The sequence below is a fragment of the Pseudomonas sp. NUPR-002 genome (assembly GCF_056322725.1).
In genome coordinates this window covers 5,739,563-5,762,030 of record NZ_CM150476.1, presented here as the reverse complement: position 1 = coordinate 5,762,030, position 22,468 = coordinate 5,739,563, and the positions used below count along the sequence as shown (strand labels likewise).

At 60.3% G+C, this 22,468-nt stretch carries 20 protein-coding genes and 1 riboswitch; of the genes, 12 read left to right on the top strand and 8 right to left on the bottom strand.

Annotated features, from left to right (window positions below):
• The first annotated feature begins 19 nt into the window (after window positions 1-19).
• From ACVWSC_RS26550 to ACVWSC_RS26540, 3 genes are all read left to right on the top strand, one after another.
• Complete coding sequence (locus ACVWSC_RS26550) at window positions 20-976, top strand: glycosyltransferase family protein (RefSeq protein WP_442110280.1); 957 nt, start codon at window positions 20-22, stop codon at window positions 974-976.
• 66 nt (window positions 977-1,042) lie between these two features.
• Window positions 1,043-1,816, top strand: a complete 774-nt coding sequence (locus ACVWSC_RS26545) for a glycosyltransferase family 2 protein (RefSeq protein WP_442110278.1) — start codon at window positions 1,043-1,045, stop codon at window positions 1,814-1,816.
• Between the two features lie 48 nt (window positions 1,817-1,864).
• On the top strand, window positions 1,865-2,959 hold the full coding sequence (locus ACVWSC_RS26540) for a glycosyltransferase (protein WP_442110276.1): 1,095 nt from the start codon (window positions 1,865-1,867) through the stop codon (window positions 2,957-2,959).
• Between the two features lie 4 nt (window positions 2,960-2,963).
• Here ACVWSC_RS26540 and ACVWSC_RS26535 read toward each other — a convergent pair whose 3' ends face one another.
• Window positions 2,964-3,566 (bottom strand): BUD32 family EKC/KEOPS complex subunit, encoded by a 603-nt coding sequence (locus ACVWSC_RS26535; RefSeq protein ID WP_442110274.1) that lies wholly within the window; start codon window positions 3,564-3,566, stop codon window positions 2,964-2,966.
• Window positions 3,567-3,666: 100 nt separating this feature from the next.
• Here ACVWSC_RS26535 and ACVWSC_RS26530 point away from each other — a divergent pair, with 100 nt between their 5' ends.
• From ACVWSC_RS26530 to hldE, 3 genes are all read left to right on the top strand, one after another.
• Window positions 3,667-4,842 (top strand): O-antigen ligase family protein, encoded by a 1,176-nt coding sequence (locus tag ACVWSC_RS26530; protein WP_442114377.1) that lies wholly within the window; start codon window positions 3,667-3,669, stop codon window positions 4,840-4,842.
• 15 nt (window positions 4,843-4,857) lie between these two features.
• Window positions 4,858-6,672 carry a lipid A export permease/ATP-binding protein MsbA gene (gene msbA, locus ACVWSC_RS26525; protein WP_442110272.1) on the top strand — a complete coding sequence of 605 codons (1,815 nt, stop codon included), beginning with the start codon at window positions 4,858-4,860 and terminating at the stop codon, window positions 6,670-6,672.
• A gap of 145 nt (window positions 6,673-6,817) precedes the next feature.
• On the top strand, window positions 6,818-8,239 hold the full coding sequence (gene hldE / locus ACVWSC_RS26520) for a bifunctional D-glycero-beta-D-manno-heptose-7-phosphate kinase/D-glycero-beta-D-manno-heptose 1-phosphate adenylyltransferase HldE (RefSeq protein WP_442110270.1): 1,422 nt from the start codon (window positions 6,818-6,820) through the stop codon (window positions 8,237-8,239).
• 57 nt (window positions 8,240-8,296) lie between these two features.
• Here the strand turns inward: hldE and ACVWSC_RS26515 are convergent, their stop codons facing one another.
• From ACVWSC_RS26515 to ACVWSC_RS26500, 4 genes are read right to left on the bottom strand one after another with little or no spacing between them, the layout of a single operon-like run.
• A complete protein-coding gene (locus tag ACVWSC_RS26515) occupies window positions 8,297-9,259 on the bottom strand; it encodes a metal ABC transporter ATPase (RefSeq protein ID WP_442110268.1) in 963 nt (320 codons plus the stop codon).
• Window positions 9,260-9,306: 47 nt separating this feature from the next.
• A complete protein-coding gene (locus tag ACVWSC_RS26510) occupies window positions 9,307-10,116 on the bottom strand; it encodes an aldo/keto reductase (protein WP_442110266.1) in 810 nt (269 codons plus the stop codon).
• The gene (locus ACVWSC_RS26505; RefSeq protein WP_442110264.1) at window positions 10,113-11,288 is read right to left on the bottom strand and encodes an NAD(P)/FAD-dependent oxidoreductase; all 1,176 of its coding nucleotides are present in this window, start codon (window positions 11,286-11,288) and stop codon (window positions 10,113-10,115) included. The genes ACVWSC_RS26510 and ACVWSC_RS26505 overlap by 4 nt, the downstream gene beginning before the upstream one ends.
• A gap of 53 nt (window positions 11,289-11,341) precedes the next feature.
• Window positions 11,342-11,674: a DMT family transporter gene (locus tag ACVWSC_RS26500; RefSeq protein WP_442110262.1), complete on the bottom strand. Its 333-nt coding sequence runs from the start codon at window positions 11,672-11,674 to the stop codon at window positions 11,342-11,344.
• 87 nt (window positions 11,675-11,761) lie between these two features.
• On the opposite strand from ACVWSC_RS26500, the gene ACVWSC_RS26495 reads away from it, so the two are divergent.
• Window positions 11,762-12,652, top strand: a complete 891-nt coding sequence (locus tag ACVWSC_RS26495) for a LysR family transcriptional regulator (protein ID WP_442110260.1) — start codon at window positions 11,762-11,764, stop codon at window positions 12,650-12,652.
• Window positions 12,653-12,666: 14 nt separating this feature from the next.
• The gene (gene waaA, locus ACVWSC_RS26490) at window positions 12,667-13,935 is read left to right on the top strand and encodes a lipid IV(A) 3-deoxy-D-manno-octulosonic acid transferase (protein WP_442110258.1); all 1,269 of its coding nucleotides are present in this window, start codon (window positions 12,667-12,669) and stop codon (window positions 13,933-13,935) included.
• 12 nt (window positions 13,936-13,947) lie between these two features.
• Here waaA and ACVWSC_RS26485 read toward each other — a convergent pair whose 3' ends face one another.
• On the bottom strand, window positions 13,948-15,195 hold the full coding sequence (locus tag ACVWSC_RS26485) for a hypothetical protein (RefSeq protein WP_442110256.1): 1,248 nt from the start codon (window positions 15,193-15,195) through the stop codon (window positions 13,948-13,950).
• Between the two features lie 156 nt (window positions 15,196-15,351).
• Window positions 15,352-16,791 carry a TolC family outer membrane protein gene (locus ACVWSC_RS26480; protein WP_442110254.1) on the bottom strand — a complete coding sequence of 480 codons (1,440 nt, stop codon included), beginning with the start codon at window positions 16,789-16,791 and terminating at the stop codon, window positions 15,352-15,354.
• 142 nt (window positions 16,792-16,933) lie between these two features.
• A riboswitch (TPP riboswitch) is annotated at window positions 16,934-17,038 on the top strand.
• 157 nt (window positions 17,039-17,195) lie between these two features.
• On the opposite strand from ACVWSC_RS26480, the gene thiC reads away from it, so the two are divergent.
• Window positions 17,196-19,085: a phosphomethylpyrimidine synthase ThiC gene (gene thiC / locus ACVWSC_RS26475; RefSeq protein WP_442110252.1), complete on the top strand. Its 1,890-nt coding sequence runs from the start codon at window positions 17,196-17,198 to the stop codon at window positions 19,083-19,085.
• 105 nt (window positions 19,086-19,190) lie between these two features.
• Entirely contained in the window at window positions 19,191-20,483 is a 1,293-nt protein-coding gene (cytX, locus tag ACVWSC_RS26470; RefSeq protein WP_442110250.1) for a putative hydroxymethylpyrimidine transporter CytX, read from the top strand.
• On the opposite strand, the gene ACVWSC_RS26465 is transcribed toward cytX, so the two are convergent.
• Complete coding sequence (locus ACVWSC_RS26465) at window positions 20,452-21,198, bottom strand: RsiV family protein (RefSeq protein ID WP_442110248.1); 747 nt, start codon at window positions 21,196-21,198, stop codon at window positions 20,452-20,454. The two genes, cytX and ACVWSC_RS26465, sit on opposite strands and share 32 nt — an antisense overlap.
• Window positions 21,199-21,381: 183 nt before the next feature.
• Here ACVWSC_RS26465 and ACVWSC_RS26460 point away from each other — a divergent pair, with 183 nt between their 5' ends.
• Window positions 21,382-21,999, top strand: a complete 618-nt coding sequence (locus tag ACVWSC_RS26460) for an NUDIX domain-containing protein (RefSeq protein WP_442110246.1) — start codon at window positions 21,382-21,384, stop codon at window positions 21,997-21,999.
• A complete protein-coding gene (locus tag ACVWSC_RS26455; protein ID WP_038997472.1) occupies window positions 21,990-22,442 on the top strand; it encodes a DUF1249 domain-containing protein in 453 nt (150 codons plus the stop codon). Before ACVWSC_RS26460 ends, ACVWSC_RS26455 begins: the two co-directional genes overlap by 10 nt.
• Window positions 22,443-22,468 lie beyond the last annotated feature (26 nt).

The window sequence follows — 22,468 nt, the reverse complement described above, 5'->3', positions numbered from 1 at the left end:
AAAGGCCGCAAGGAAAACAATGAAAGTTCTATTTCTGGTGCAGAAGGAACAGCGGGCAATCCTCGACCGTCTCTATGACGGCGTCGCCGCCCATTGCGAATGCGATCTGCGCTGGCTCAGCAGTGCCGATCAGCGCAACCTGCGCAGTTATTTCCATCGTGAAGTCGACGTCGAAAAGTATGACCGGATCGTGTTTTTCCTGCGATTCAAGCAAGAGATCCGTCAGGTCGGTTTTATCCGTACCGTGCCAAACCTGGTCATCCTCGAGCACGACGCCTATCAGAATTACATCCCGTGCAAGTACACCGGTAAATTCAGTGCGCACTACCGGCAGTTGCCGTGGGCGCGTGTGATCAGCTCCGGGTACATGGTCAGTGAGCGTCTGCGCCAGGAAGGCTTCGATGCCGAATTTGTACCCAAAGGTTACGACCAGCAATTGTTGGCCGACCAGGGCCGTGAGCGGGATATCGAGCTGGCGTTTGTCGGCAGCACCAACAGTGTCGCTTACAGTGGGCGCAAGGCATTGCTCGATGAGCTCGCTCAGGTTGAAAACCTGCTGGTAACACGCACCAAATCCGGCGAAGAGTATTGCGACACGCTCAACCGTATTCGTTTCTTCGTCAGTGCCGATGTCGGCATGGGCGAGTACATGATCAAGAATTTCGAGGCGATGGCCTGTGGCTGTGTGCTACTGGCTTTTGATCAGGGCGAGGCGGAGAATCGCGCCCTGGGCCTCAAAGACATGCATAACGTCGTGCTGTATGACAGCATTGCCCGCTTGCAGGAAAAACTGAAAGTATTGCGTGCCGACCCCGCCTTGGTCGAAAGCATTGGCAAAAATGGTCGTGATCTGGCTGTTTCGCAGTTCAGCTTCGCCCAAGTGGGGCGCAGCATCGTAGAAAAAATGCAGCCACCTCTGCGTTCCCGTCCAGCCCTGACCGGTTGGCAGCGTTTGCGTTTGAGACTGGGCATATGAGCCGATTGTCCCGCACAAGGGGCGTGGTCTTGAACAACAGCATACAGAAGATGGGGAGAGAATCCGGTGCGATTCAGTGAAGACAGTGATGTAACCCTGGTGGTTACCAGTTGCGGGCGGTTCGACCTGCTCAAGATTACGCTCGAGAGCTTCGATCGTTTCAACACTGCACCGATCCGCGAAGTGTTCATCACTGAAGACTCCGGCGATGACGCTGTTCATCAGGCTGTGCCTGAGCATTGGAAGCCGCACTGCACAGTGTTCGTCAATCGGCCAAAACTGGGGCAACTGCCATCGATCGACCTGGCCTACAGTCACGTCAAAACCCCCTACATCTTTCACTGCGAGGATGACTGGGAGTTCTATCGCCCAGGTTTTGTCGAGGACTCGCGCAGCATTCTGGACGTGAGTCCGCAGCTGCTTCAGGTCTGGTTGCGCAGCTATGCCCATGACTTGAAAGTGCACAGCCCGTACCTGCGCATGGGCGAGCGCCAGGTCATTGGCGGTGTTGCCTGTTACCCAGTGCTTTCGGACAAACCGGAATGGCAGAGTTTCTCGTTGAACCCAGGTTTGCGTCGGCTGAGTGATTATCAGCGCTGTGCGCCATTTGCCGCCTATGCTGGTGAAAAGGCACTGTCCAAACGCTATGCCGAGTTGAATCTCACTGCTGTGAGTCTCGAAGGTGATGCAGTACTGCACACCGGGTTCGGCGCGCATGTGAGCCTGCCCGGCGAGCGTCGGCGTAAGGCGCGGCGGCGCAAGCGTGATCGGGTCAAGTTGCTGGTGATACTGGTAGTCGGTGTAGTTCTGGGGGCGGGAGTGGGTTTCTTTGCACATTGACTTGGTTCATCTGCGCATAGTCCGGTCCAAAACAAGGGGTAATACCCCGTGAACATCGTCAATATCATGTGGGCGGGCGGCGCGCCGTACGTTTCGGTGCACAAGGTGCATCAACAGATTCTTTCCCACGCGGCACCGGGCGCTTCGGTCAGCAGTTGGCTTCTTCAGGGGCAGGGTTCGTGCTGCAATGACGGCGCTACGCGTGAGTGGCAGTTGTCGCAGCGTCTGCTCAAAGGGCGGCATCTGTGGCGGTTGCTGCGGCCGTGGATGCGCAGTCGTTTCCGTAAAGCCCTGGTAAAGGGTGGGACTCAAGTGCTGCTGCTCGATGGGCTGGGTGTGTCACGGTTGGTCCTGCCAGCGTTGCGGCGTCTGCCTGGCGTGCGTGCGACTGTAGTCTTTCATGGCAAGACACGCCTGCACCGTGGTGACATTGCGTTGTTGCGCAGCTTTGACGCGCCTCAGGTCAAACTCGTTGCGGTTTCCAAGACCTTGGCTGCCAATTTGCAGCAAGACCTTGGCGTGCCGGTGCAAGTGTTGCGTTCGGCGCTTGAGCCGTCAGGGTTTCGCAAGGCTTTGCTATCACGCGAAGCGGCGCGTCAGGTACTCGGGTTGCCGCTCAAGAGGGGGCCGATATTGGGTGCGGTGGGGCGCCTGGTCGACAGCAAGGGCTTCGACAACCTGCTCGATGCCTTTGCGCAAGCACGGCAGCAGCGTCCCGATATGCATCTGGTGATTCTCGGTGAAGGCAATCAGCGTTCGGTGCTCGAGTCTCGCATTCAGGCTTTGGGGTTGGAGACATCTGTCACGCTGCAAGGCCATTGCCGTCAGATGTCGACGCTGTACCGGGCATTCGACTGGGTGCTGATCCCCTCTCGATCCGAGGGCCTGGGGCTGGTGCTGCAAGAAGCGGTAATGGCCGATGTGCCGGTGCTGTGCAGCGAGTTGCCGGTGTTTCGTGAGCAACTGGGTGAGGCTGGGTGCTATGTTCGCGTTGGCGATGTGGCGGCGTGGGGGCAGGCAATTGTCGAGAGTGTTGCTCTCGATGGCAGTCAGGTGGCCCAGGCGCAGTGCCAGGCGCTGGCCCCCGAGCAGGCCTGGCAGCGCTTCAGTCAAATCTCCAGCGATTTGCTGGGTGAGTCCTGAGGGCTTAACCCAGCAAGGCGCGCTCCAGCTCGGCGAGTGGAAACTGATCCTGTAGACGCTCCCGGGCAATGTAGCGGGCGAAATGCTGCACGTTGCGCTTGATCATGCGTCGGGACAGTGGCGCCCTCATGAAACGCATATCAGCCACATCGATCAGGCCCATTTGCTGATCTGGCGTCACGACGATGTTACCGAGGTGCAGCGAGCGAAAATAGACGCCCGAGTTATGCAGCCTGCGTACCAGGGCCACTAGATCCGGCAGACGCTCCTGCCAGCTGAAACCGGTTTTGCGGGACAGTTGGCTGAGGGTTTCGCCGGGCAGTGGCTGGTACAGCACTGCAGTCATCCCTGGCGCTTCCAGCTTGTAATACTTCAGCACCTTTAGCGTCGGAATTCCCTTCTTTTCCAGCTGCAACACGTTGTCGATGAAGCGTTGCGAGTAAGGTCGCAGCAAGGCAGATGAAATTAGCCGTTTGCGCCTGAAGAGCTTGAGGATATTGCCATCACTTAGCAGGTAAACTTTGGCACCATAGCTGTCAGCCTCCAGCACCTGGGCGCCGAGGATGAGCTGGTTGAGGTCGACCTGGGGTAGCCGGAAACATTGCATGAAAAGGGGCCTTGTCTACTGGCAAGCATAATGACCGGCCATAATGCCGAAAAGTATAAAGATGCACCATGCCGGTGTGATTGATTTGATGGGGTTACGGATGATGTACGCAAGGCGCTGGGCGCAGACCTGGCTGGCGATAGGGTTTCTTTGGTTTTTGATGGCGATTGCCCTGGCACCGAGCAACAAGATCTATCAACAGGGGTTGGTGTTGTTCCTTTGGCTGCCTACGCTGGCACTGCTGTGGTCTGCGCGTGGTGTATTGGCCGAGCTCTGGCGATCGCAGCGCGGCCTGTGTCTGTCGGTTTCCCTGCTACTGTTGTGGTCGGCGTTGAGTCTTTCCTGGGCTACTGGTGAGGAGCCTGGCCGTGAGTTCAAGCGGCTGTTGTATATTGCATTCTTCTTACTGTTTTTTCCGCTGTTGGCCAATGCGGACTACGAACGACTGATCAAGCTAATGCAATGGGGTGGCATTGGGTTGGGAGTCGCATCAGCGATTTCGATTTATCAGTTTTACGGTGTGCGAGGATTTCCGTGGCATTACCGACTGCTGGGCGTCGGTGAGGTTTCTCATCCGATACTAGGCGCGTATGTCATTACTGCAGCCATAGTCTGGATGCTGCATTTCATGCCAAAACAACGCTGGTTCCAGGCGCTTTGGGCGTTGTCCCTGTTAAGCCTGGGCGCATTTCTGCTGTTGTGCCAAAGCCGAGGCGCAGCCTTGGCATTGCTGATTACATTGGTCGCCATGCCCTTGTGGCGCCGCGATCGCTGGAGCTGCGTTATCGCTCTGGGCACGGTCGCAACTGCAATCGCAGGCTTTGTATTCATGTACGCGCAAATCACGGGGCGTGGTACGTCGTACAGGCCGGAAATTTTCCACTCCAGTTTGCAGATGATCGCAGAACATCCCTGGACAGGGCTCGGTTTGGGTAGCTTCTATAAGGTTATGGCCGTGGGCATGCCGTTCGACCACACCCACAACATGTTCACCCATATCGCAATCGAATTGGGCATTCCCGGCATGCTGCTGTGGTTGGCCGTTTGGCTCTGTGTGCTGCGGGAAATCTGGCGGGTTCGCGCTACGACGATCGGTAAGGGCCTGATGGGTCTGTGGTTGTTCTCTACCCTGGCCATGCAGTTCGATGCTGCAAGCCTGACAGGCACGCCGCGGGCCGAATGGTTCATCAGTTGGCTGCCGGTGGGCTTGGCAATGGCATTGGTCTGGATGCATGCCCGTCGCCCGGGCTGTGATAAAATTTCCGGTTCAATCTGAACAGCGAGCTCGACGATGGCCGAAACACCGCTAAAGGCGGAGCAGCAGAGCAGCTCCAGCCTGAAAATCTACTTCCGGCTACTGAGCTATGTGAAACCGTATATCGGCATTTTCGTGCTGAGTATCCTCGGTTTCGTGATCTTTGCCTCCACCCAGCCCATGCTGGCAGGCATCCTCAAGTATTTCGTCGATGGCTTGAGCAACCCCCAGGCGGTGCTGTTCCCCAACGTGCCGTATTTGCGCGATCTGCAACTGCTGCAGGCCGTACCGCTGCTGATCGTGCTGATCGCCGCCTGGCAAGGCCTGGGCTCGTTCCTGGGTAACTACTTTCTGGCCAAGGTTTCGCTCGGGCTGGTGCATGACCTGCGGGTTGAGTTGTTCAACAAGCTGTTGGTGCTGCCGAACCGCTACTTCGATAACCACAACTCCGGCCATCTGATTTCACGTATTACCTTCAACGTGACCATGGTCACCGGTGCGGCTACCGATGCCATCAAGGTGGTGATCCGTGAAGGCCTGACGGTTGTGTTCCTGTTCATTTACCTGCTGTGGATGAACTGGAAGCTGACCCTGGTCATGCTGGCAATCCTGCCAGTCATTGCCCTGATGGTCGGCAGTGCCAGCAAGAAGTTTCGCAAGCAGAGCAAGAAGATTCAGGTGGCGATGGGCGATGTGACCCACGTGGCCTCGGAAACCATTCAGGGCTATCGCGTGGTGCGCAGCTTTGGCGGTGAGAGCTATGAGCAGCAGCGTTTTGCCAATGCCAGCCAGAGCAATACCGACAAACAACTGCGCATGACCAAGACCGGGGCGGTGTATACCCCGATGCTGCAACTGGTGATCTACAGCGCGATGGCTGCGCTGATGTTCCTGGTACTGTTCCTGCGCGGCGATGCCACGGCGGGTGACCTGGTTGCTTACATTACCGCTGCCGGCCTGTTGCCCAAGCCGATTCGTCAGTTGTCGGAAGTCAGCTCGACCATCCAGAAGGGCTTGGCGGGTGCTGAAAGCATTTTCGAGCAACTGGATGAAAAACCGGAAGTCGATGACGGCACCGTGGAGTTGGATCGGGTCGAAGGGCGTCTGGAAGTACGCAATTTGAACTTCACCTACCCAGGTACCGAGCGTCAGGTGCTGACGGATATTTCCTTCACCGCCGAACCCGGGCAAATGATTGCTCTGGTGGGGCGCTCGGGCAGCGGCAAGTCGACGCTGGCGGCGCTGATTCCCCGGTTCTATCACCATGATCAGGGGCAAATCCTGCTCGATGGTGTGGAAATCGAGGACTACAAGCTGCGCAACCTGCGCCGCCATGTATCGCAGGTGACCCAGCATGTCACGCTGTTCAACGATACTGTGGCCAATAACATTGCCTACGGTGATCTGGCCGGTGCACCGCGGGCCGAAATCGAGGCTGCGGCGGCTGATGCGTACGCCAAGGAGTTCGTCGATCAGTTGCCTCAGGGCTTCGATACTCAGGTAGGCGAGAATGGCGTGTTGCTCTCCGGCGGCCAGCGTCAGCGCCTGGCAATTGCCCGGGCGCTGCTCAAGAATGCGCCGCTGCTGATCCTCGATGAGGCCACCTCGGCCCTGGATACCGAGTCGGAGCGGCATATTCAGGCCGCGCTCGATCATGTCATGAAGGGGCGTACTACACTGGTTATCGCTCACCGCCTGTCGACCATCGAAAAGGCTGACATGATTCTGGTCATGGATCAGGGCAAGCTGGTCGAGCGTGGCACGCATGCCGAGTTGCTGGCGGCCAACGGTTACTACGCCAGGCTTCACGCCATGGGCCTGGACGAACCGACCAAGGCCGACATCACCTGAGCCTGATGCCGGAGCCCGTCCTGGGCTCCGGTGGATTCTTGCAATAGGTTTTCTTGCAATAGCTTGTCGGAAAGGCAGCAATCAAGCCTTAGCTTTGCCTGTGCTAATATCCCGCCCCTGTTAATTTTGTATATATGGGTTGCCCATGAAGTTGTCCATGCCGCGTTTCGATCAAGCCCCGGTGCTGGTGGTGGGCGATGTCATGCTCGACCGCTACTGGCATGGCGGTACCTCTCGGATTTCACCTGAAGCCCCGGTCCCGGTGGTCAAGGTCGAGCAGATCGAGGACCGTCCTGGTGGTGCGGCCAACGTTGCCTTGAACATCGCGGCCCTGGGTGCACCCGCCGCACTGGTCGGCGTTACCGGTCAGGACGAAGCTGCCGAGAGCCTGGCCAACAGCCTGCAGGCCGCCGGTGTGCGCTCGATCTTCCAGCGCATTGCGCACCAGCCGACCATCGTCAAACTGCGGGTCATGAGCCGTCACCAGCAACTGCTGCGCATCGACTTCGAAGAACCCTTCGCCACCGATCCGCTGTCGTTGGGTGCAGAAGTCGACACCCTGCTTGATGGGGTCAAAGTATTGGTGCTGTCGGATTACGGCAAAGGTGCCTTGAAGAACCATCAGAGCCTGATCCAGGCTGCGCGTGCCAAAGGCATTCCGGTGCTGGCTGATCCCAAAGGCAAAGATTTTTCGATCTACCGTGGCGCCAGCCTGATCACGCCAAACCTCAGCGAGTTCGAGACCATCGTTGGTCGCTGTGCCGACGAAGCCGAGCTGGTGGCCAAAGGTGGCCAGCTGATGCGTGAGCTGGAGTTGGGGGCCTTGCTGGTGACCCGTGGCGAACATGGCATGACCCTGTTGCGTCCCGAGCATCCTGCTTTGCACCTGCCAGCCCGTGCCCGCGAAGTCTTTGATGTCACCGGTGCTGGTGATACGGTGATTTCGACCCTGGCCGCCGCCATTGCTGCCGGCGAAGACCTGCCTCATGCCGTAGGCCTGGCTAATCTGGCCGCTGGTATCGTGGTCGGCAAGCTGGGTACTGCCGCCATCAGCGCGCCGGAACTGCGCCGCGCGATTCAGCGTGAAGAAGGTTCGGAGCGCGGTGTGCTGAGCCTCGATCAGTTGTTGCTGGCCATTGACGATGCCCGCGCGCACAAAGAAAAGATCGTCTTCACCAACGGCTGTTTCGACATCCTCCATGCCGGTCATGTGACCTACCTGGAACAGGCGCGTGCGCAAGGTGATCGCTTGATCGTCGCGGTCAACGATGACGCCTCGGTCAGCCGTCTGAAGGGCCCTGGCCGACCGATCAACAGTGTGGATCGGCGTATGGCGGTATTGGCCGGTCTTGGCGCGGTGGACTGGGTGATCAGCTTCCCTGAAGGTACGCCGGAAAACCTGCTCAGCCAGGTCAAGCCCGATGTGCTGGTCAAAGGCGGGGATTACGGCATCGACCAGGTGGTTGGCGCCGATATCGTCAAGGCTTACGGCGGCACGGTGAAGGTGTTGGGGCTGGTGGAAAACAGCTCGACCACGGCCATTGTCGAGAAGATTCGCAAAAACTGATCAAGCCTTCGCGGGGCAAGCCCGCTCCCACTGTGGGAGCGGGCTTGCCCCGCGAAGCTATTTACGCACGCCACCACGCGCCAGCTGCAACAACTCCCGGGCCTTGCCCGTCAAACGCTGCAACCCGCTGTCCGCTTTCGGCACTGCCAGCCCTTGCTGGCTGACCCAGTCCTTCCAGCGTACCCGTTCATCCCTGACCACCCATCCCTCTTGCCGGGCAAAGCTTTCTGCCAGGTACAGGCCGCGTGTGCTCGCCGGTACCAGGCGGTCTTTCTTCAAGGTGTAGAGCTCGGCGCGAGGATGTCCATCCTCCAACGGCATCAGGTACAAGTCGGGACGGGAGCGATTGAGGCGGGCGACCAATTGGTTGCCTTCAAGGCGCTCGTCGACATGAAACAGGCTCAGCGGTTTGGCTTCGCGTGGTACCTGCAGGCGCAGGTCATAGATCAACTGCAGTGACGCTGTCGGCAGATGCACGTAAGCCCTGGGCCGTTCCAGCAGTTGTAGGTTGGCGCAGTGCACCGGCCTTGCCGCGCCAGATTGCGGGGTCAGCACAAAAGGCAGCGCTTCACGGTAGTGCAGGGCATCGGCGTAAGGAGCCGGTAACCAGGTGTCGTTAAAGCGCCCCCCTAACCAGCCTTCTGGCGTTTCCAGCAAGCACTCCTCGGCTACTTCCTGGATAGCCGTGTGCAGCGGCAGGTTCAGTTCCTGGGCGGGCACATAACCAGAGATCAGCTTCAACACCACGTCACCACGGTCCTGGCGGCGCTGGCGCACCAATACCCAGTAGTCACGGTTCTGCCAGTGCAGGGTCAGGCGTACAGAAACCCCCAGGTTGGCCAGCTCAACGGCAAAGCGCTGGGTGTCGGCCAGGTGGATCTGCTTGCGCCGCTGTTGGGTCTGGCTGAAGTTCTGAGGCTTGCCGATGCTCTGGTAGCACAGCCCCTCAGGGCTGGCTTCGACGTGCAGTGGCAGGGTTTTGAAGTTGCTCGGATTCTTGCGGATCAGCGTTCGCGGCATGTCGGCTCCTTCTTGCGTTGGGGTCGGCCGCGACGGCGGCGTTGGCGTCAGCGATTCAATACGTCAGCAACGGTGGCGACGTTATGCGCCAGGTGCACAGGGTTGATGGTGCCGACGATCGCACTGCTCACACCCGGGTGACTAAACAGTAGTTCAAAGCTGGCACGCACCGGGTCAACACCCGGGCTGAGGCAGACGTGTCCGCTGGCCAGGGCCTTTTTTACCAGGATGGCTTTGCCATGCTCAGCGGCATAGTCGAGTACCGGACGCTCTGCCTGTTCGTTCAGATTGTAGGTGACCATCGCGCAATCGCCGCGCTCCAGCGCCTTCAAGCCACCGGCTGCAGTTTTCCCGGACAAGCCGAAAGCGCCAATCTTGCCTTCCTGCTTCAAGGCTTCGAGGGTTTGGTAGACCTCCTCGTGTTCGAGGATGTGCAGGTCGTTGCCATCAGAATGCACCAGCACCAGATCGATCTGCTCGGTTTCCAGGCGCTTGAGGCTGCGCTCAATGGAAAAGCGCGTGTGGGCAGCGCTGAAGTCGAAGCGCGATTGACCGTTTTCGAACTCCTCGCCCACCTTGCTGACGATCACCCACTGCTCGCGCTGGCCACGCAGCAGCGGGCCGAGACGCTCTTCACTGTGGCCGTAGGCCGGCGCAGTGTCGATCAGGTTGATGCCCAGCTCGCGGGCCTGAGCCAGCAGCAGGCGGGCTTGATCGTCATCGGGAATAGTGAAGCCATTGGGGTACTTGACCCCTTGATCACGGCCCAGCTTGACCGTGCCCAGACCCAGCGGCGAGACGCGCAATCCGGTACTGCCCAGCGGGCGGTGCAGGGCGTGCAGGGTGGGCAGGCTCATGGCAGCAATTGCTCCCAGACCGGCACCGCCAGGGGTGGTTTGGGCAGGTCAGGCAGGGCGGCCTGGGCGGCGGGTTTGATGCCGTCACGTTCAAGGCTGCTCAACACGCGGTCGGCAAAGTCCGGTGCCAGCGCCAGCTTGGTCGGCCAGCCGACCAGCAGGCGGTCCTGCTCGGCGAGGAAGGCGTTGTCCGGGCGTACCAAACCAGATTGCTCGGGTTCGGCGCGATCGACACGTACGGTGGCCCAGCGCACCTGGCTCAGATCGATCCAGGGCAGCAGGTGGGCAACTTCTTTTTTCGCCGCCGCAATCTGTGCGTCGGGCTCACGGGCTACACCCTCGGCTTCGGCCAAGTCGCCGCCCAGGTACCAGACCCACTGACCGTCTGCAGCAGGGTGGCTGGTGACGGTGATACGCGGTTTCGGGCCGCCACCCAGACAATGGGCATACAAGGGTTTCAGGCTAGGGCCCTTGGCGAGGACCATGTGCAGCGGCCGGCGTTGCATGGCCGGCTGGCTCAGGCCGATGGCTTCGAGCAGGGCAGCATTGCCGGCGCCAGCGCTGAGGACGATGCGTTGAGCACGGATCTCGCGGCCATCGACGCGCAAGCCGACCAGTTCGCCCGCTTCTTGCACAGGTTCGATCCGCTCGCCAGCCAGCAGGCTGTCACCGGCCAGTTGCGCGAGTCGGGTCAGCAGGCTGGGGACATCAATCACCAGTTCGGCCAAGCGGTAGACCTTGCCCTTGAACGCGCGGTCTTGCAGGGCAGGGGGCAGTTGCTCGCCTTTGACCTGGTCAACGCGGCCACGTACCGCCTTGCTGGCGAAGAAACTGGTGAGGTTGCCGGCGATGGTGCCGGGCGACCACAGGTAATGCGCGTCGGACAACAGACGAACACCGGTCAGGTCCAGCTCGCCGCTGCCATTGAGGGCTTCACTCCAGCGCCGCGGCATATCGGCAATGGCTTCAGAGGCACCGGTCAGCGCGCCATGCAGGGCATACTTGGCACCACCATGAATGATCCCCTGGGATTTGAGGGTCTGCTCGCCACCGAGGCTGGCGCGTTCCACCACCACCGTCGAATAACCCAGGCGGCGCAGGCGAGCGTTGAGCCAGAGGCCTGCGACCCCTGCGCCGACGATCAGGACGTCGGTGGAAATAACGGATGGCATGCATGCACCTCACAAGCTTGGACAGAAGCCCAGTATACAGCCTGTGAGCGCAATCAATGCCCGGCGGTTTTCGAGAAGACCTGGATCACCACCACGCCGCCGACGATCATGGCCATGCCGAGCATGGCCGGGATGTCCAGCTTCTGCCCGTAGATCACCAGTGCGGCAACGCTGATCAAGACAATCCCCAGGCCCGACCAGATGGCGTAGGCGATGCCCACCGGAATGCTGCGCACCACCAGGGTCAGCATCCAGAACGCCACGGCATAGCCGCAAATCATCAGCAACAAGGGCAGAGGCGTGCTCAGGCCCTTGACGGCCTTCATCGAGGCGGTGGCGATGACTTCGGCGCAGATAGCGATAGCCAGGTAGGTGTAGGCGTTCATGTCGGTGTTCCTCTGTTCTGGCTGGGCATTTTAGAGCAAGCCTGGTTGGGGTAAAGTCATTACCTATCTTTTCTGGAGATAGGTTGCATGGCGCAACAGTGGAATCTGGAACAACTTCGGCTGTTTGTCGGCGTGGCCGAGCAGCGCTCGTTTTCAGCGGTGGCCCGTGCTCAGGGCAAAGTGCAATCGGCGGTGAGCAATGCCATTGCCTTGCTTGAGGCCGATCTGGGCGTGACCCTGTTCGAGCGCAGCAGCGGCCGTCAGCCGCGTTTGACCGAGGCGGGTGCGGCGTTGCTGGAGGAGGCGCGTGAACTGTTGCGCCAATGCGAGCGCCTCGACGGCCGGGCGCTGGCACTGATGCGTGGGCAAGAAGCGCAACTGCGCGTTGCTCAGGACGAAGCCATGCCCTATCAACCGGTGATCGACAGCCTTGATGAGCTGGCGCAGCAGTTCCCCTTGCTGGAAGTGCAACTGGCCAGCGGCGCCCAGGGCGATGTGGCGCGCAAGCTGGTCGAGCGCCGCGCTGACCTGGGCTTGCTGTTTCGTCCGGAGCGCATGCCGCCGGCCTTGGAACGCCGTGCCTTGGGCAAGGTGGAGATGGTCACTGTATGTGCCGTCAACCACCCCTTGGCGCAGCTCGGCCGGGTCAATCGGCAGCAACTGGCGCGCCATCGGCAGTTGCTGATCGCCCCACAGGAAAGTGGTTACCCCGGAGGCGAGCCGATCAGCCCGCAGGTCTGGCGGGCCGACAGTTTCTACGCAATGGCCGAATTGCTGATGCGTGGTCTGGGCTGGGCCTGGTTGCCCCGGCATGTGGTGCAGTACCCGACCTACCATGAACAGATGGTTGAACTGATCAGTGAATGGACGCCGCCCGCCTTGGTGGTGGAGCTGGTGTGGCGCCGCGATGAACCCCTCGGACCTGCCGCGCAGTGGCTGGCCGAGCGCTTCGCAGTGCACTTGCGAGCGATTGGCTAGTACACTTCGGCGCCATGAACAGAACACTCTATACCTTGCTGTTTCACCTGGGCCTGCCGCTGGTTGCGCTGCGCCTGTTCCTGCGCTCGCGCAAGGCACCGGCCTATGCCCAGCGCATTGGCGAACGCTTTGCGATGAACCTGCCGCCGATGCGCCGCGGCGGGATCTGGGTGCATGCGGTGTCGGTGGGCGAAAGCATCGCAGCGGCGCCGATGATTCGTGCGTTGTTGCAGGCTTATCCACAGCTGCCGATCACCATCACCTGCATGACGCCAACTGGCTCGGAACGGGTGCGGGCGATGTTCGCCGATGAGCCGCGCATTCAGCATTGTTACCTGCCCTATGACCTGCCGTGGGCGGCGGGGCGTTTTCTTGATCACGTGCAGCCGAAGCTGGCGGTGATCATGGAAACTGAGCTGTGGCCCAACCATATCCACCAATGTGCTAAACGCGGCATTCCCGTGGCCCTGGCCAATGCGCGCTTGTCTGAGCGCTCGGCCCGTGGCTATGCACGCTTCGCCGGGTTGACCCGGCCGATGCTGGCAGAAATGAGCCTGATCGCGGCGCAGACCGAGACCGAGGCCGAGCGCTTTCGCCAATTGGGTGCGCGCCCGAACTGTGTGGAAGTGACCGGCTCGATCAAGTTCGACCTGCGTATCGACGACCAGTTGTTGCCGCGCGCCCGCGCCTTGCGTGAGCAGTGGCAGGCCAGTCAGCGCCCGGTGTGGATTGCCGCCAGTACCCACGAGGGCGAAGACGAAGTGATTCTGGCCGCGCACCGCCAGTTGCTTGAGCATCATGCCGATGCCTTGCTGATCCTGGTGCCGCGCCATCCCGAACGCTTCAATGCGGTGTACGCGTTATGTGCGGCGCAGTTCCCCACCGTGCGCCGCTCCAGCGCCGAAGTGGTGACAGCACAGACAGCAGTGCTGCTTGGCGACACCATGGGCGAGCTGTTGTTTCTCTATGCCCTGGCCGACATCGCTTTTGTCGGCGGCAGCCTGGTGCCCAACGGTGGGCACAATGTGCTGGAACCTGCGGCGCTGTCGTTGCCCGTGCTGAGCGGCCCGCACCTGTTCAACTTCCTGGAAATTGCCGCAATGCTACGTGACGCCGGAGCCTTGCAGGAAGTGGACGATGCCCAAGGGCTGGCAGCTGCCGTACGGCGTTTGATCGAGTTGCCACGTGATGCGCAGCGCATGGGGGCGGCAGGGTTGGCAATCATGCAAGCCAACCAGGGCGCTTTGCAGCGCTTGCTGGCAGGCTTGGGTCGGCTGCTTTGACTCGGCTGCGGGTCAGGATCCGTTGAGTGTGTAACTGGCCACGAATCCTTCATAGGTACCGTTGGCGTCGCGGGCCGTTCCGCACAGCAGCATGTTGTTCTGCGAACCCAGGTACATGCCCAGGGCCGTTGAGCGCCCAGGTCCCAGGCCCCAACCTCCAGGGGTGAAACTGTTATCCAGGGAGCCATTGGCTTGGTAGGCGGCTGCGTAAAAGCGTGGATCACCCTGATCTTGCAGGGTGGTCTGGCCGACGATGTAAATGGGTTTATCGGGCGATTGGTTCTGCCCTGACGCGACATGCCGGCAGTCGGCCTGCCTGCCGTCCGGGTACAGCAGCACGGGCTTGCCGGTGTTGAAACTAGTGTCCAGCGCGCCTTCGGTGGTCAGGCGAGTCAGCAATGCGCCGTTCCTTTGCGTGCTGGTGTTAGCAAAGCCAATGAGGTTGAGCAAGCTTGCTGCGCTGCTCAGGTTAGTCAGTCGCACGTGATTGGCATCGGCGATCGGGATAGAGCGAGCACCCTGCTCGCCGAACGTGTCATCACGCTTTCCGTCCAGGGTAAAGCACGCAATGACCCCGGAGGCGTTCACATAGCCCACGACATAAATGCGCTCGCCAAACACCATGGCACTTTGCAGCTCTATGACCTCAGCGTTCTCCAGCTTTGGGCGCAGGTAGCCGTTATCACCAAACGCGGTGTTGAGCGTGCCATCTTTTGTGACGCCGAGCAGGTAACCGATTTCGGCAGAGGCAATCAGGTAGCCGCCATCGGCAAGGCGTGAGGCGTTGACGTTGTGCGCGTTGGAAGGCTGCTCGCGAAGGGTTCTGAGATCGGCAATGGTCTGCGCGCCAGCCTTCCTGGCCACGGACTTATCCGCGAACACCGCAAAGCCACCTTCGCCAAAGCTAGGGTCTGCCTTGCCTGAGTCCTCGAACCTTGCCGCTGCGGGGTACAGGGCCTCGGGGCCGACGATAGTGCCGACCAGAAAGATTTTTTCATCACTTTGCTGATGAGCGCTCAGTGCAAAAAACAAGGAGCCTTCAACGCACGGAAACACGTGTTTGATGAAGCCAGTGCCTTGGAAGCTGCGGTCGAGCGTTCCGTCACTGAGCAGGCGGCCGATGAAGACGTCACTCTTTTCCGTATCGGAGTCGCTGAATACCAGGATCTTGTTGTCTTTGGTCGGGCAAAGCGTGCCGATGCTGCTGGCGAATGCGGTCTTGCTCAGCCAGGTTGGACTCAGTTCATTGAGCGTATTCATGCTGATCGCGTCCCGTGCAAGTGAAGTGAAGGTTGCCGGGTTTAGCCTACGAGCCAGCCAGAAGGGACGAAACTGGTAAAAATGAGAGTTGCCGGGACGGCAGGAGGGGTGTAGCGGGGCACCTTGCGATGCCCCTGATGCAGGTATGGCTTGAACTCAGTTTTCCGGCGGACGGGCGTCGAAGTTGGCCTTGGCCAGGGCGGCCAGATCTGGCGGCAGGAAGTCTTTGTCCGGATTGTAGTCGGGCTTCAGGTAACGGCTCAGGTCCGTCAGGTCCTGCGGGCTCAAGGTACCCGCCGCCTGTTTCAGGCGCAGGTTGTCGAGGATGTAGTCGTAACGGGTGTTGTTGTAGTCGCGCACCGAGGTATACAGCTGGCGCTGGGCATCGAGTACGTCGACGATGTTACGAGTACCGACCTGATAACCGATTTCGGTGGCTTCCAGGGCGCTCTGGTTGGAGATGATCGACTGTTTGCGCGCCTGCACCTGTTCCACATCGGTGTTGACCGCACGGTGCAGGTTGCGGGTGTTTTCCACCACCTGGCGGCGCAAGCTTTCGCGTTGCTGCTCGCTCTGGCTCAAACGCTGATAGGCCTCGCGCACTTGCGAACTGGTCAGGCCGCCGCTGTAGATCGGGATGTTCAGTTGCAGGCCAACGGTGGTCTGTTCTACGTCGCCGCTGATGCGGCCGCCGAGGTTGGGGTTGGTGAAGCCAAGGTTGTCGTTGTCACCTTTCTGGTACTGCGCCACGGCATCCAGGGTCGGCGCGTGCCCGGCCTTGCGCTGGCGCAGGGTTTCTTCTGCCGCCGTGACAGCGTAGTTGGTCGCCTGCAGGTTGAGGTTCTGTTTACCTGCGGTTTCAACCCAGATTTTGGCGTCGTTAGGCACCGGTACCTGCACAGGCAGGGTATGGCGTATGCCCTGGATCGAGTTGTAGTAATTGTTGGTCAGGGTAATCAACGCTTCGAACGCGTCGTCAACCTGACGCTGTGCCACGATCCGGTTGGCGCGGGCGGTGTCGTAGCTGGCCTGGGACTGCAGCACGTCGGTCTTGTCGGAAAGGCCGACGTCGAAGCGTTCATTGGACTGATCCAGTTGCCGCTTGAACGCCGCTTCTTCGGCTTTGGTCGAGGCCAGGTTGTCCTGGGCGCGCAGTACCGAGAAATAGTTTTCGGCGGTTTGCAGAATCAGGTTCTGTTCGGTGGCCGACAGTTCCAGCGCGGATTGCTCGTTGACCGCTTCAGCGGCCTGCAATTGGAACCAGCGATCGGCACGGAACACCGGCTGAGCCAGGGTTGCCGACCAGGAGTTGCCGCTGCGGTTGGAGGTGATCGACGGGTCGTCAAGCTTGGTTCGGGTGTTCTGCATTTCGGCGCCGGCCGAGAGGTTGGGCAGCAAGCCTGCTCGGGCCTGCGGTACCACTTCTTTCTGTGCGCCGTAGTTGGCACGGGCCGCCGCCAGATCGGCGTTATTGTCCACAGCTTCCTGGTACACGCTGACCAAGTCGTTTTTCGCTGACAAGGGCACGTCTGCTGCCCAGGCCATTCCGTTGGTAGCACAAGACACGGCAAGGGCCAGTGAAAGTTTGCGCAGCATAGGGCGATCCTTGAACAAATGAGTCTTTCTGAACCGGTGAGTGTAGATGCGCAGACACTTTGCAACAATCTGCCATTTGCGCCATTTATCGTGCCTGTGTTTGTAGTGTTGGCTTTGCAGGCGACTCCAGTCTAGACTGAATGCGTTCTTGTCGGGGTGCCTTGCGTTGAGGCTGAGATCGGATAATCCGGATCCCGTTGAACCTGATCAGGTTAGCGCCTGCGTAGGGAACAAGATTTCTCGCTTTCCCGGCGAGTCTCTTGTGTCAGGTCCGGGAATGTCCAGTCAGCCTCAAGCGCTGCAGGCATCACCGCACATCTGGCACAGCACCGATCTTGGTGCGTCCGTGCCTTTCAGGTTCTCCCCGACATTCCACCGCTAGGAAGCCGTCTGGAGAGCCTGTGATGAGTAAACAAGAAAAATATATTACCAATCTGAGTGAGTCGGCCCAGGTCGATCGACAGTCCGTACAGCCGTTCACCCGTTCGCGCAAAATCTATGTCGAAGGCTCGCGCCCGGACATTCGCGTGCCAATGCGTGAAATCAGCCTCGACGACACCCCCACCGACTTCGGCGGCGAAGCCAACGCCCCGGTGCTGGTGTACGACACCTCCGGCCCTTACACCGATCCCAACGTCATCATCGACGTGCGTAAAGGCCTGGGCGATGTGCGCTCGGCCTGGATTGACGCGCGTGGCGACACCGAGCGCCTGGCCGGGCTGTCGTCGGACTTCGGCCAGCAGCGTCTGGCCGATGCTGAACTGACCAAGCTGCGTTTTGCCCATGTGCGCAACCCGCGCCGCGCCAAGGCCGGTGCCAACGTCAGCCAGATGCACTACGCGCGCCAGGGCATCATCACCGCCGAGATGGAATACGTTGCCATCCGCGAGAACATGAAGCTGCAAGAAGCACGCGCCGCTGGCCTGCTTGATCAGCAGCACCCGGGCCACAGCTTTGGGGCCAGCATCCCGAAAGAAATCACCCCTGAGTTCGTTCGCGAGGAAATCGCTCGCGGCCGCGCCATCATTCCGGCCAACATCAACCACGTTGAGCTGGAGCCGATGATCATTGGCCGTAACTTCCTGGTGAAGATCAACGGCAACATCGGCAACAGCGCCCTGGGCTCTTCGATCGAAGAAGAAGTGGCCAAGCTGACCTGGGGTATTCGCTGGGGTTCGGACACGGTCATGGACTTGTCCACCGGCAAGCACATTCACGAAACCCGCGAGTGGATCATCCGTAACTCGCCAGTGCCGATTGGTACCGTGCCGATCTACCAGGCGCTGGAAAAGGTCAATGGCGTTGCCGAAGACCTGACCTGGGAGCTGTTCCGCGACACCCTGATCGAGCAGGCAGAGCAGGGCGTGGACTACTTCACCATCCACGCCGGGGTGCTGCTGCGCTACGTGCCACTGACCGCCAAGCGCGTGACTGGTATCGTCAGCCGTGGTGGTTCGATCATGGCCAAGTGGTGCCTGGCGCATCACAAGGAAAACTTCCTCTACACCCATTTCGACGAAATCTGCGAAATCATGAAGGCCTACGACGTCAGCTTCTCGCTGGGCGATGGCTTGCGTCCGGGCTCGATTGCCGATGCCAACGACGCTGCGCAGTTCGGCGAGCTGGAGACCCTGGGCGAGTTGACCAAGATCGCCTGGAAGCACGACGTCCAGTGCATGATCGAAGGCCCGGGCCACGTGCCGATGCAGTTGATCAAGGAGAACATGGACAAGCAGCTGGAGTGCTGTGACGAAGCGCCGTTCTACACCCTTGGCCCGCTGACCACCGACATCGCTCCGGGTTACGACCACATCACCTCCGGCATCGGTGCGGCGATGATTGGCTGGTTCGGTTGCGCCATGCTCTGCTACGTGACGCCCAAGGAGCACCTCGGGTTGCCGAACAAGGATGACGTCAAGACCGGGATCATCACCTACAAGATCGCCGCACACGCGGCTGACCTTGCCAAGGGCCATCCGGGCGCGCAGATCCGTGACAACGCCTTGTCCAAGGCGCGTTTCGAGTTCCGCTGGGAAGACCAGTTCAACCTCGGCCTGGATCCGGACACCGCGCGTTCGTTCCATGATGAGACCCTGCCCAAGGATTCGGCCAAGGTCGCGCACTTCTGCTCCATGTGCGGGCCGAAGTTCTGCTCGATGAAAATCACTCAGGAAGTGCGTGAATACGCCGCCAACCAGCGCATCGATGCGGTGGATGTGGCGGTTGAGGATGGCATGCGCGAGCAGGCCGAGCGGTTCCGCCAGGAAGGCAGCCAGTTGTACAAGAAGGTGTAACCCGATCGCGGGGCAAGCCCGCTCCCACAGAATATCTCTGTGGGAGCGGGCTTGCCCCGCGATACCTAACCAAAACAACAACTCTCTCCCTGTCGAGACCCCCTTGTGAGCACACCCAGCCAGTTCTCCCCCGACCATCCGGTCAGCAACCAGCAACGCGTCCTCAGCGGTCGCGACCTCTGTTCCCTATGGTTTTCCCTCGGCATCGGCCTGATGGTCCTGCAGACCGGCGCCTTGCTCGGCCCTGGCCTGGGCCTGGCCAATGCCGTGCTGGCGATCATCCTTGGTACTACCGTGGGCGTCCTGTTGCTGGCGGCGGTGGGTGTAATCGGCAGCGATACCGGCCTGTCCTCGATGGCGGCATTGCGCCGCAGCCTTGGCCGTGACGGGGCTCGACTCCCCGCATTACTCAACCTGCTGCAGCTGATTGGCTGGGGCTCGTTCGAAATTATCGTCATGCGCGATGCCGCCAGCCTGTTGGGCGCTCGCGCCTTCGGTGAAGGCAGCGCGCTGACCAACCCGTTGATGTGGACCTTGCTGTTCGGCGCCTTGGCGACCTTACTGGCGGTCAGCGGGCCGTTGACCTTCGTGCGCAAGATCTTGCGTAAATGGGGCATCTGGCTGCTGCTCGGCGCCTGCCTGTGGCTGACCTGGAACCTGTTTGCCAAGGCTGACCTGGCCGCGTTGTGGGCGCGTGCCGGTGACGGTTCGATGTCATTGGCCGTGGGTATCGATATCGCCATTGCCATGCCGTTGTCGTGGCTGCCGCTGATTGCCGACTACTCACGTTTTGCCCGTCATGGCAGTCGGGTATTTATCGGCACGGCGCTGGGCTATCTGCTCGGCAACGTGTGGATGATGAGCCTGGGCGTGGCCTACACCTTGGCCTTTGCCCCGGCGGGCGAAGTCAATACCTTGCTGCTGGCCCTGGCGGGCGCCGGTATCGGCATTCCGTTGCTGCTGATTCTGCTCGATGAGTCGGAAAAAGCCTTTGCCGACATCCATTCGGCAGCCGTATCCACTGGCCTGCTGATTCGCTTGAAGGTCGAGCATCTGGCACTGGCCATTGGCGTGCTGTGCACCCTGATCGCCTGCTTTGCGCCGCTGGCGCAGTACCAGAACTTCCTGCTGCTGATCGGCTCGGTGTTTGCCCCGCTGTTTGGCGTAGTGCTGGTCGATCACTTCATCGTACGCCGCCGTCGCAGCGACGCCAGCCCGATCCACAGCCTGCACTGGCGTGCGCTAGTGGCCTGGGCTTGTGGTGTCGCTACCTATCATGTGCTGGCGCATTACGCCGCTGATGTCGGTTCGACCCTGCCGGCCTTGCTGCTGGCAGGGTGCGTGTACTGGGCGGCTGCGCCGTCAGTTATCCGCGGCCGGGAAACAACTGCGGCTTGATCACACCATTGAGGCGCGGGTAGGGGATCTTCAGTTCGATGTGGCCCATGGAATACGGGGCGATGGCATACACTTCGTACTTGAGCACTACCGCGCCGTAAGTCAGCGCAATATGCGGGGTCTGGCGGAACGGCCAGGTTTTGACGAACTCGGCATCCTTGTCCATGCCGGTGCTGATCAACCAGGCCCTGTGCGCTTCTTCGGCGGTTTTCCAGAAGGTCTCTTCCTGGCCGGGCACCAGCATGTCTTGCAAGGTCAGGACCTTGTCCTGCTGGCGTGAGTAGTTGATAAAGCCACGCCCGGGCATGCCATGGGCGCCGCCGGTGTCCAGGTAGCTGGAAAACTCGATGATCACCAGTCCGTCATGCTGCTCGCGTACCTTGGCTTGCAAGTAGCTGCTGTGGCGCGGCTCGGCGCTGGCCATGAACTGCTCTTCGTAGGCTTTGAGCGAGCTGGGCAGCGCGCTGTGCTGGTTATCCTGGGTCATTTGCAGCAGACGTTTCTCGACAATCGCATCCAGCTTGGGGTTGGCCGGGAAGTGAATGGTGTCGATATTGACCAGCGGGCAATCGGCCGTCGTGCAACCGGGTTTGATGTGTTCCCAGCGGTCGCGCTTGACCTCCAGCGGCGTGCGCATGTTGGGCTGGAACCAGCTTTGGCAGGCCCCCAGGGCCAAGGCCAGCACGGCCACAGTAGTCAGTTTCGCAAGCGTCATGATGATCCTTTCAAGCAAAGGTGATCGGGCTTGGACCGTCGGCAAGGCCTTCAGTTCGCCACTAAGCTGAATATCAGCAGGCTGTCTATCCTCGCAGCCCGGCCTACAACTTTAAAGGGGTGAAACACGGCGGTGTGCAGGTTAGGATTGCGCGAAGCTGTGACAGAAGTAATGAGGATTCCCATGTCAGATACGCCGAACACTGTGCCCAAGGATGTCGAGATCGTCGAGCGGGTTAACTGCTTCAAGGGCTTTTACCAGCTTGACCGGGTGCGCTTGCGCCACGAATTGTTCGCCGGTGGCATGGGGCGTGAGATCAGCCGTGAACTGTTCGTGCGTCACGACGCCGTGTGCGTGCTGCCCTACGACGCCCAGCGTGATGAAGTGGTGCTGATCGAACAGTTTCGGGTCGGTGCCATGGGCAAGGTCAGCAATCCGTGGTTGATCGAGCTGGTCGCTGGTCTGATCGATAAAGACGAAGCGCCGGAAGAAGTTGCACACCGTGAAGCGCAGGAGGAAGCTGGGCTTGTGTTCAACGCGTTGTGGCCGATGACCAAATACTTTCCGTCACCGGGCGGCAGCGATGAATTTGTCCACCTGTATCTGGGCCAGTGCAGCAGCCTTGGGGCGGGCGGCCTGCACGGGTTGGAAGAAGAGGGTGAAGATATTCGCGTCAAGGTCTGGGCGTTCGAAGACGCCATGCAGGCCGTGCGTGACGGGCTGATTGCCAATGCGGCAAGCATTATTGCCTTGCAGTGGCTGGCCTTGAATCGAGAGGAAGTCAGGGGGCTATGGTCGTGAATCTTTTGCGCGAACGCTACCGGGTCGATCTGGTCGGGTTGCAGGCTGCTTGCGAGGCTAACTATGCGCGATTGATGCGCTTGTTGCCTGACATGCGCTCGACCATGAGTTCGCGCCGAATTGGTATGACCCAGGGCGATCAGATGCTCGGCGTGCTGGTGCTGGATGTAGTGCTCGCGTGCCCCTACACCACCACCTTGCGCGTGCGCCAGGAGCACAGCTTGCCCTGGCTGCCGGTGCCGCAGCTGGAAGTGCAGGTGTATCACGATGCACGTATGGCCGAAGTGGTCAGCGCCGAGCATGCCCGGCGCTTTCGCAGCATCTATCCGTACCCGAATGCAGCGATGCACCAGCCTGACGAAAAGGCGCAACTCAACCTGTTCCTGGGTGAGTGGCTGAGCCATTGCCTGGCCTGTGGCCATGAGCTGGCTGTCGTTCGCTGAAATGTGACGCCGGTCGATTTCGAGTA

Bases quoted from the DNA above. Each gene is read 5' to 3' on its own strand.
- msbA (WP_442110272.1), top strand. From the start codon at position 4,858: ATGGCCGAAACACCGCTAAAGGCGGAGCAGCAGAGCAGCTCCAGCCTG.
- ACVWSC_RS26480 (WP_442110254.1), bottom strand. From the start codon at position 16,791: ATGCTGCGCAAACTTTCACTGGCCCTTGCCGTGTCTTGTGCTACCAAC.
- waaA (WP_442110258.1), top strand. From the start codon at position 12,667: ATGAACAGAACACTCTATACCTTGCTGTTTCACCTGGGCCTGCCGCTG.
- ACVWSC_RS26485 (WP_442110256.1), bottom strand. From the start codon at position 15,195: ATGAATACGCTCAATGAACTGAGTCCAACCTGGCTGAGCAAGACCGCA.
- ACVWSC_RS26535 (WP_442110274.1), bottom strand. From the start codon at position 3,566: ATGCAATGTTTCCGGCTACCCCAGGTCGACCTCAACCAGCTCATCCTC.
- ACVWSC_RS26530 (WP_442114377.1), top strand. From the start codon at position 3,667: ATGATGTACGCAAGGCGCTGGGCGCAGACCTGGCTGGCGATAGGGTTT.
- ACVWSC_RS26495 (WP_442110260.1), top strand. From the start codon at position 11,762: ATGGCGCAACAGTGGAATCTGGAACAACTTCGGCTGTTTGTCGGCGTG.
- ACVWSC_RS26460 (WP_442110246.1), top strand. From the start codon at position 21,382: ATGTCAGATACGCCGAACACTGTGCCCAAGGATGTCGAGATCGTCGAG.
- ACVWSC_RS26455 (WP_038997472.1), top strand. From the start codon at position 21,990: ATGGTCGTGAATCTTTTGCGCGAACGCTACCGGGTCGATCTGGTCGGG.
- ACVWSC_RS26465 (WP_442110248.1), bottom strand. From the start codon at position 21,198: ATGACGCTTGCGAAACTGACTACTGTGGCCGTGCTGGCCTTGGCCCTG.
- ACVWSC_RS26510 (WP_442110266.1), bottom strand. From the start codon at position 10,116: ATGAGCCTGCCCACCCTGCACGCCCTGCACCGCCCGCTGGGCAGTACC.
- ACVWSC_RS26505 (WP_442110264.1), bottom strand. From the start codon at position 11,288: ATGCCATCCGTTATTTCCACCGACGTCCTGATCGTCGGCGCAGGGGTC.
- ACVWSC_RS26515 (WP_442110268.1), bottom strand. From the start codon at position 9,259: ATGCCGCGAACGCTGATCCGCAAGAATCCGAGCAACTTCAAAACCCTG.
- ACVWSC_RS26550 (WP_442110280.1), top strand. From the start codon at position 20: ATGAAAGTTCTATTTCTGGTGCAGAAGGAACAGCGGGCAATCCTCGAC.
- thiC (WP_442110252.1), top strand. From the start codon at position 17,196: ATGAGTAAACAAGAAAAATATATTACCAATCTGAGTGAGTCGGCCCAG.
- hldE (WP_442110270.1), top strand. From the start codon at position 6,818: ATGAAGTTGTCCATGCCGCGTTTCGATCAAGCCCCGGTGCTGGTGGTG.
- ACVWSC_RS26500 (WP_442110262.1), bottom strand. From the start codon at position 11,674: ATGAACGCCTACACCTACCTGGCTATCGCTATCTGCGCCGAAGTCATC.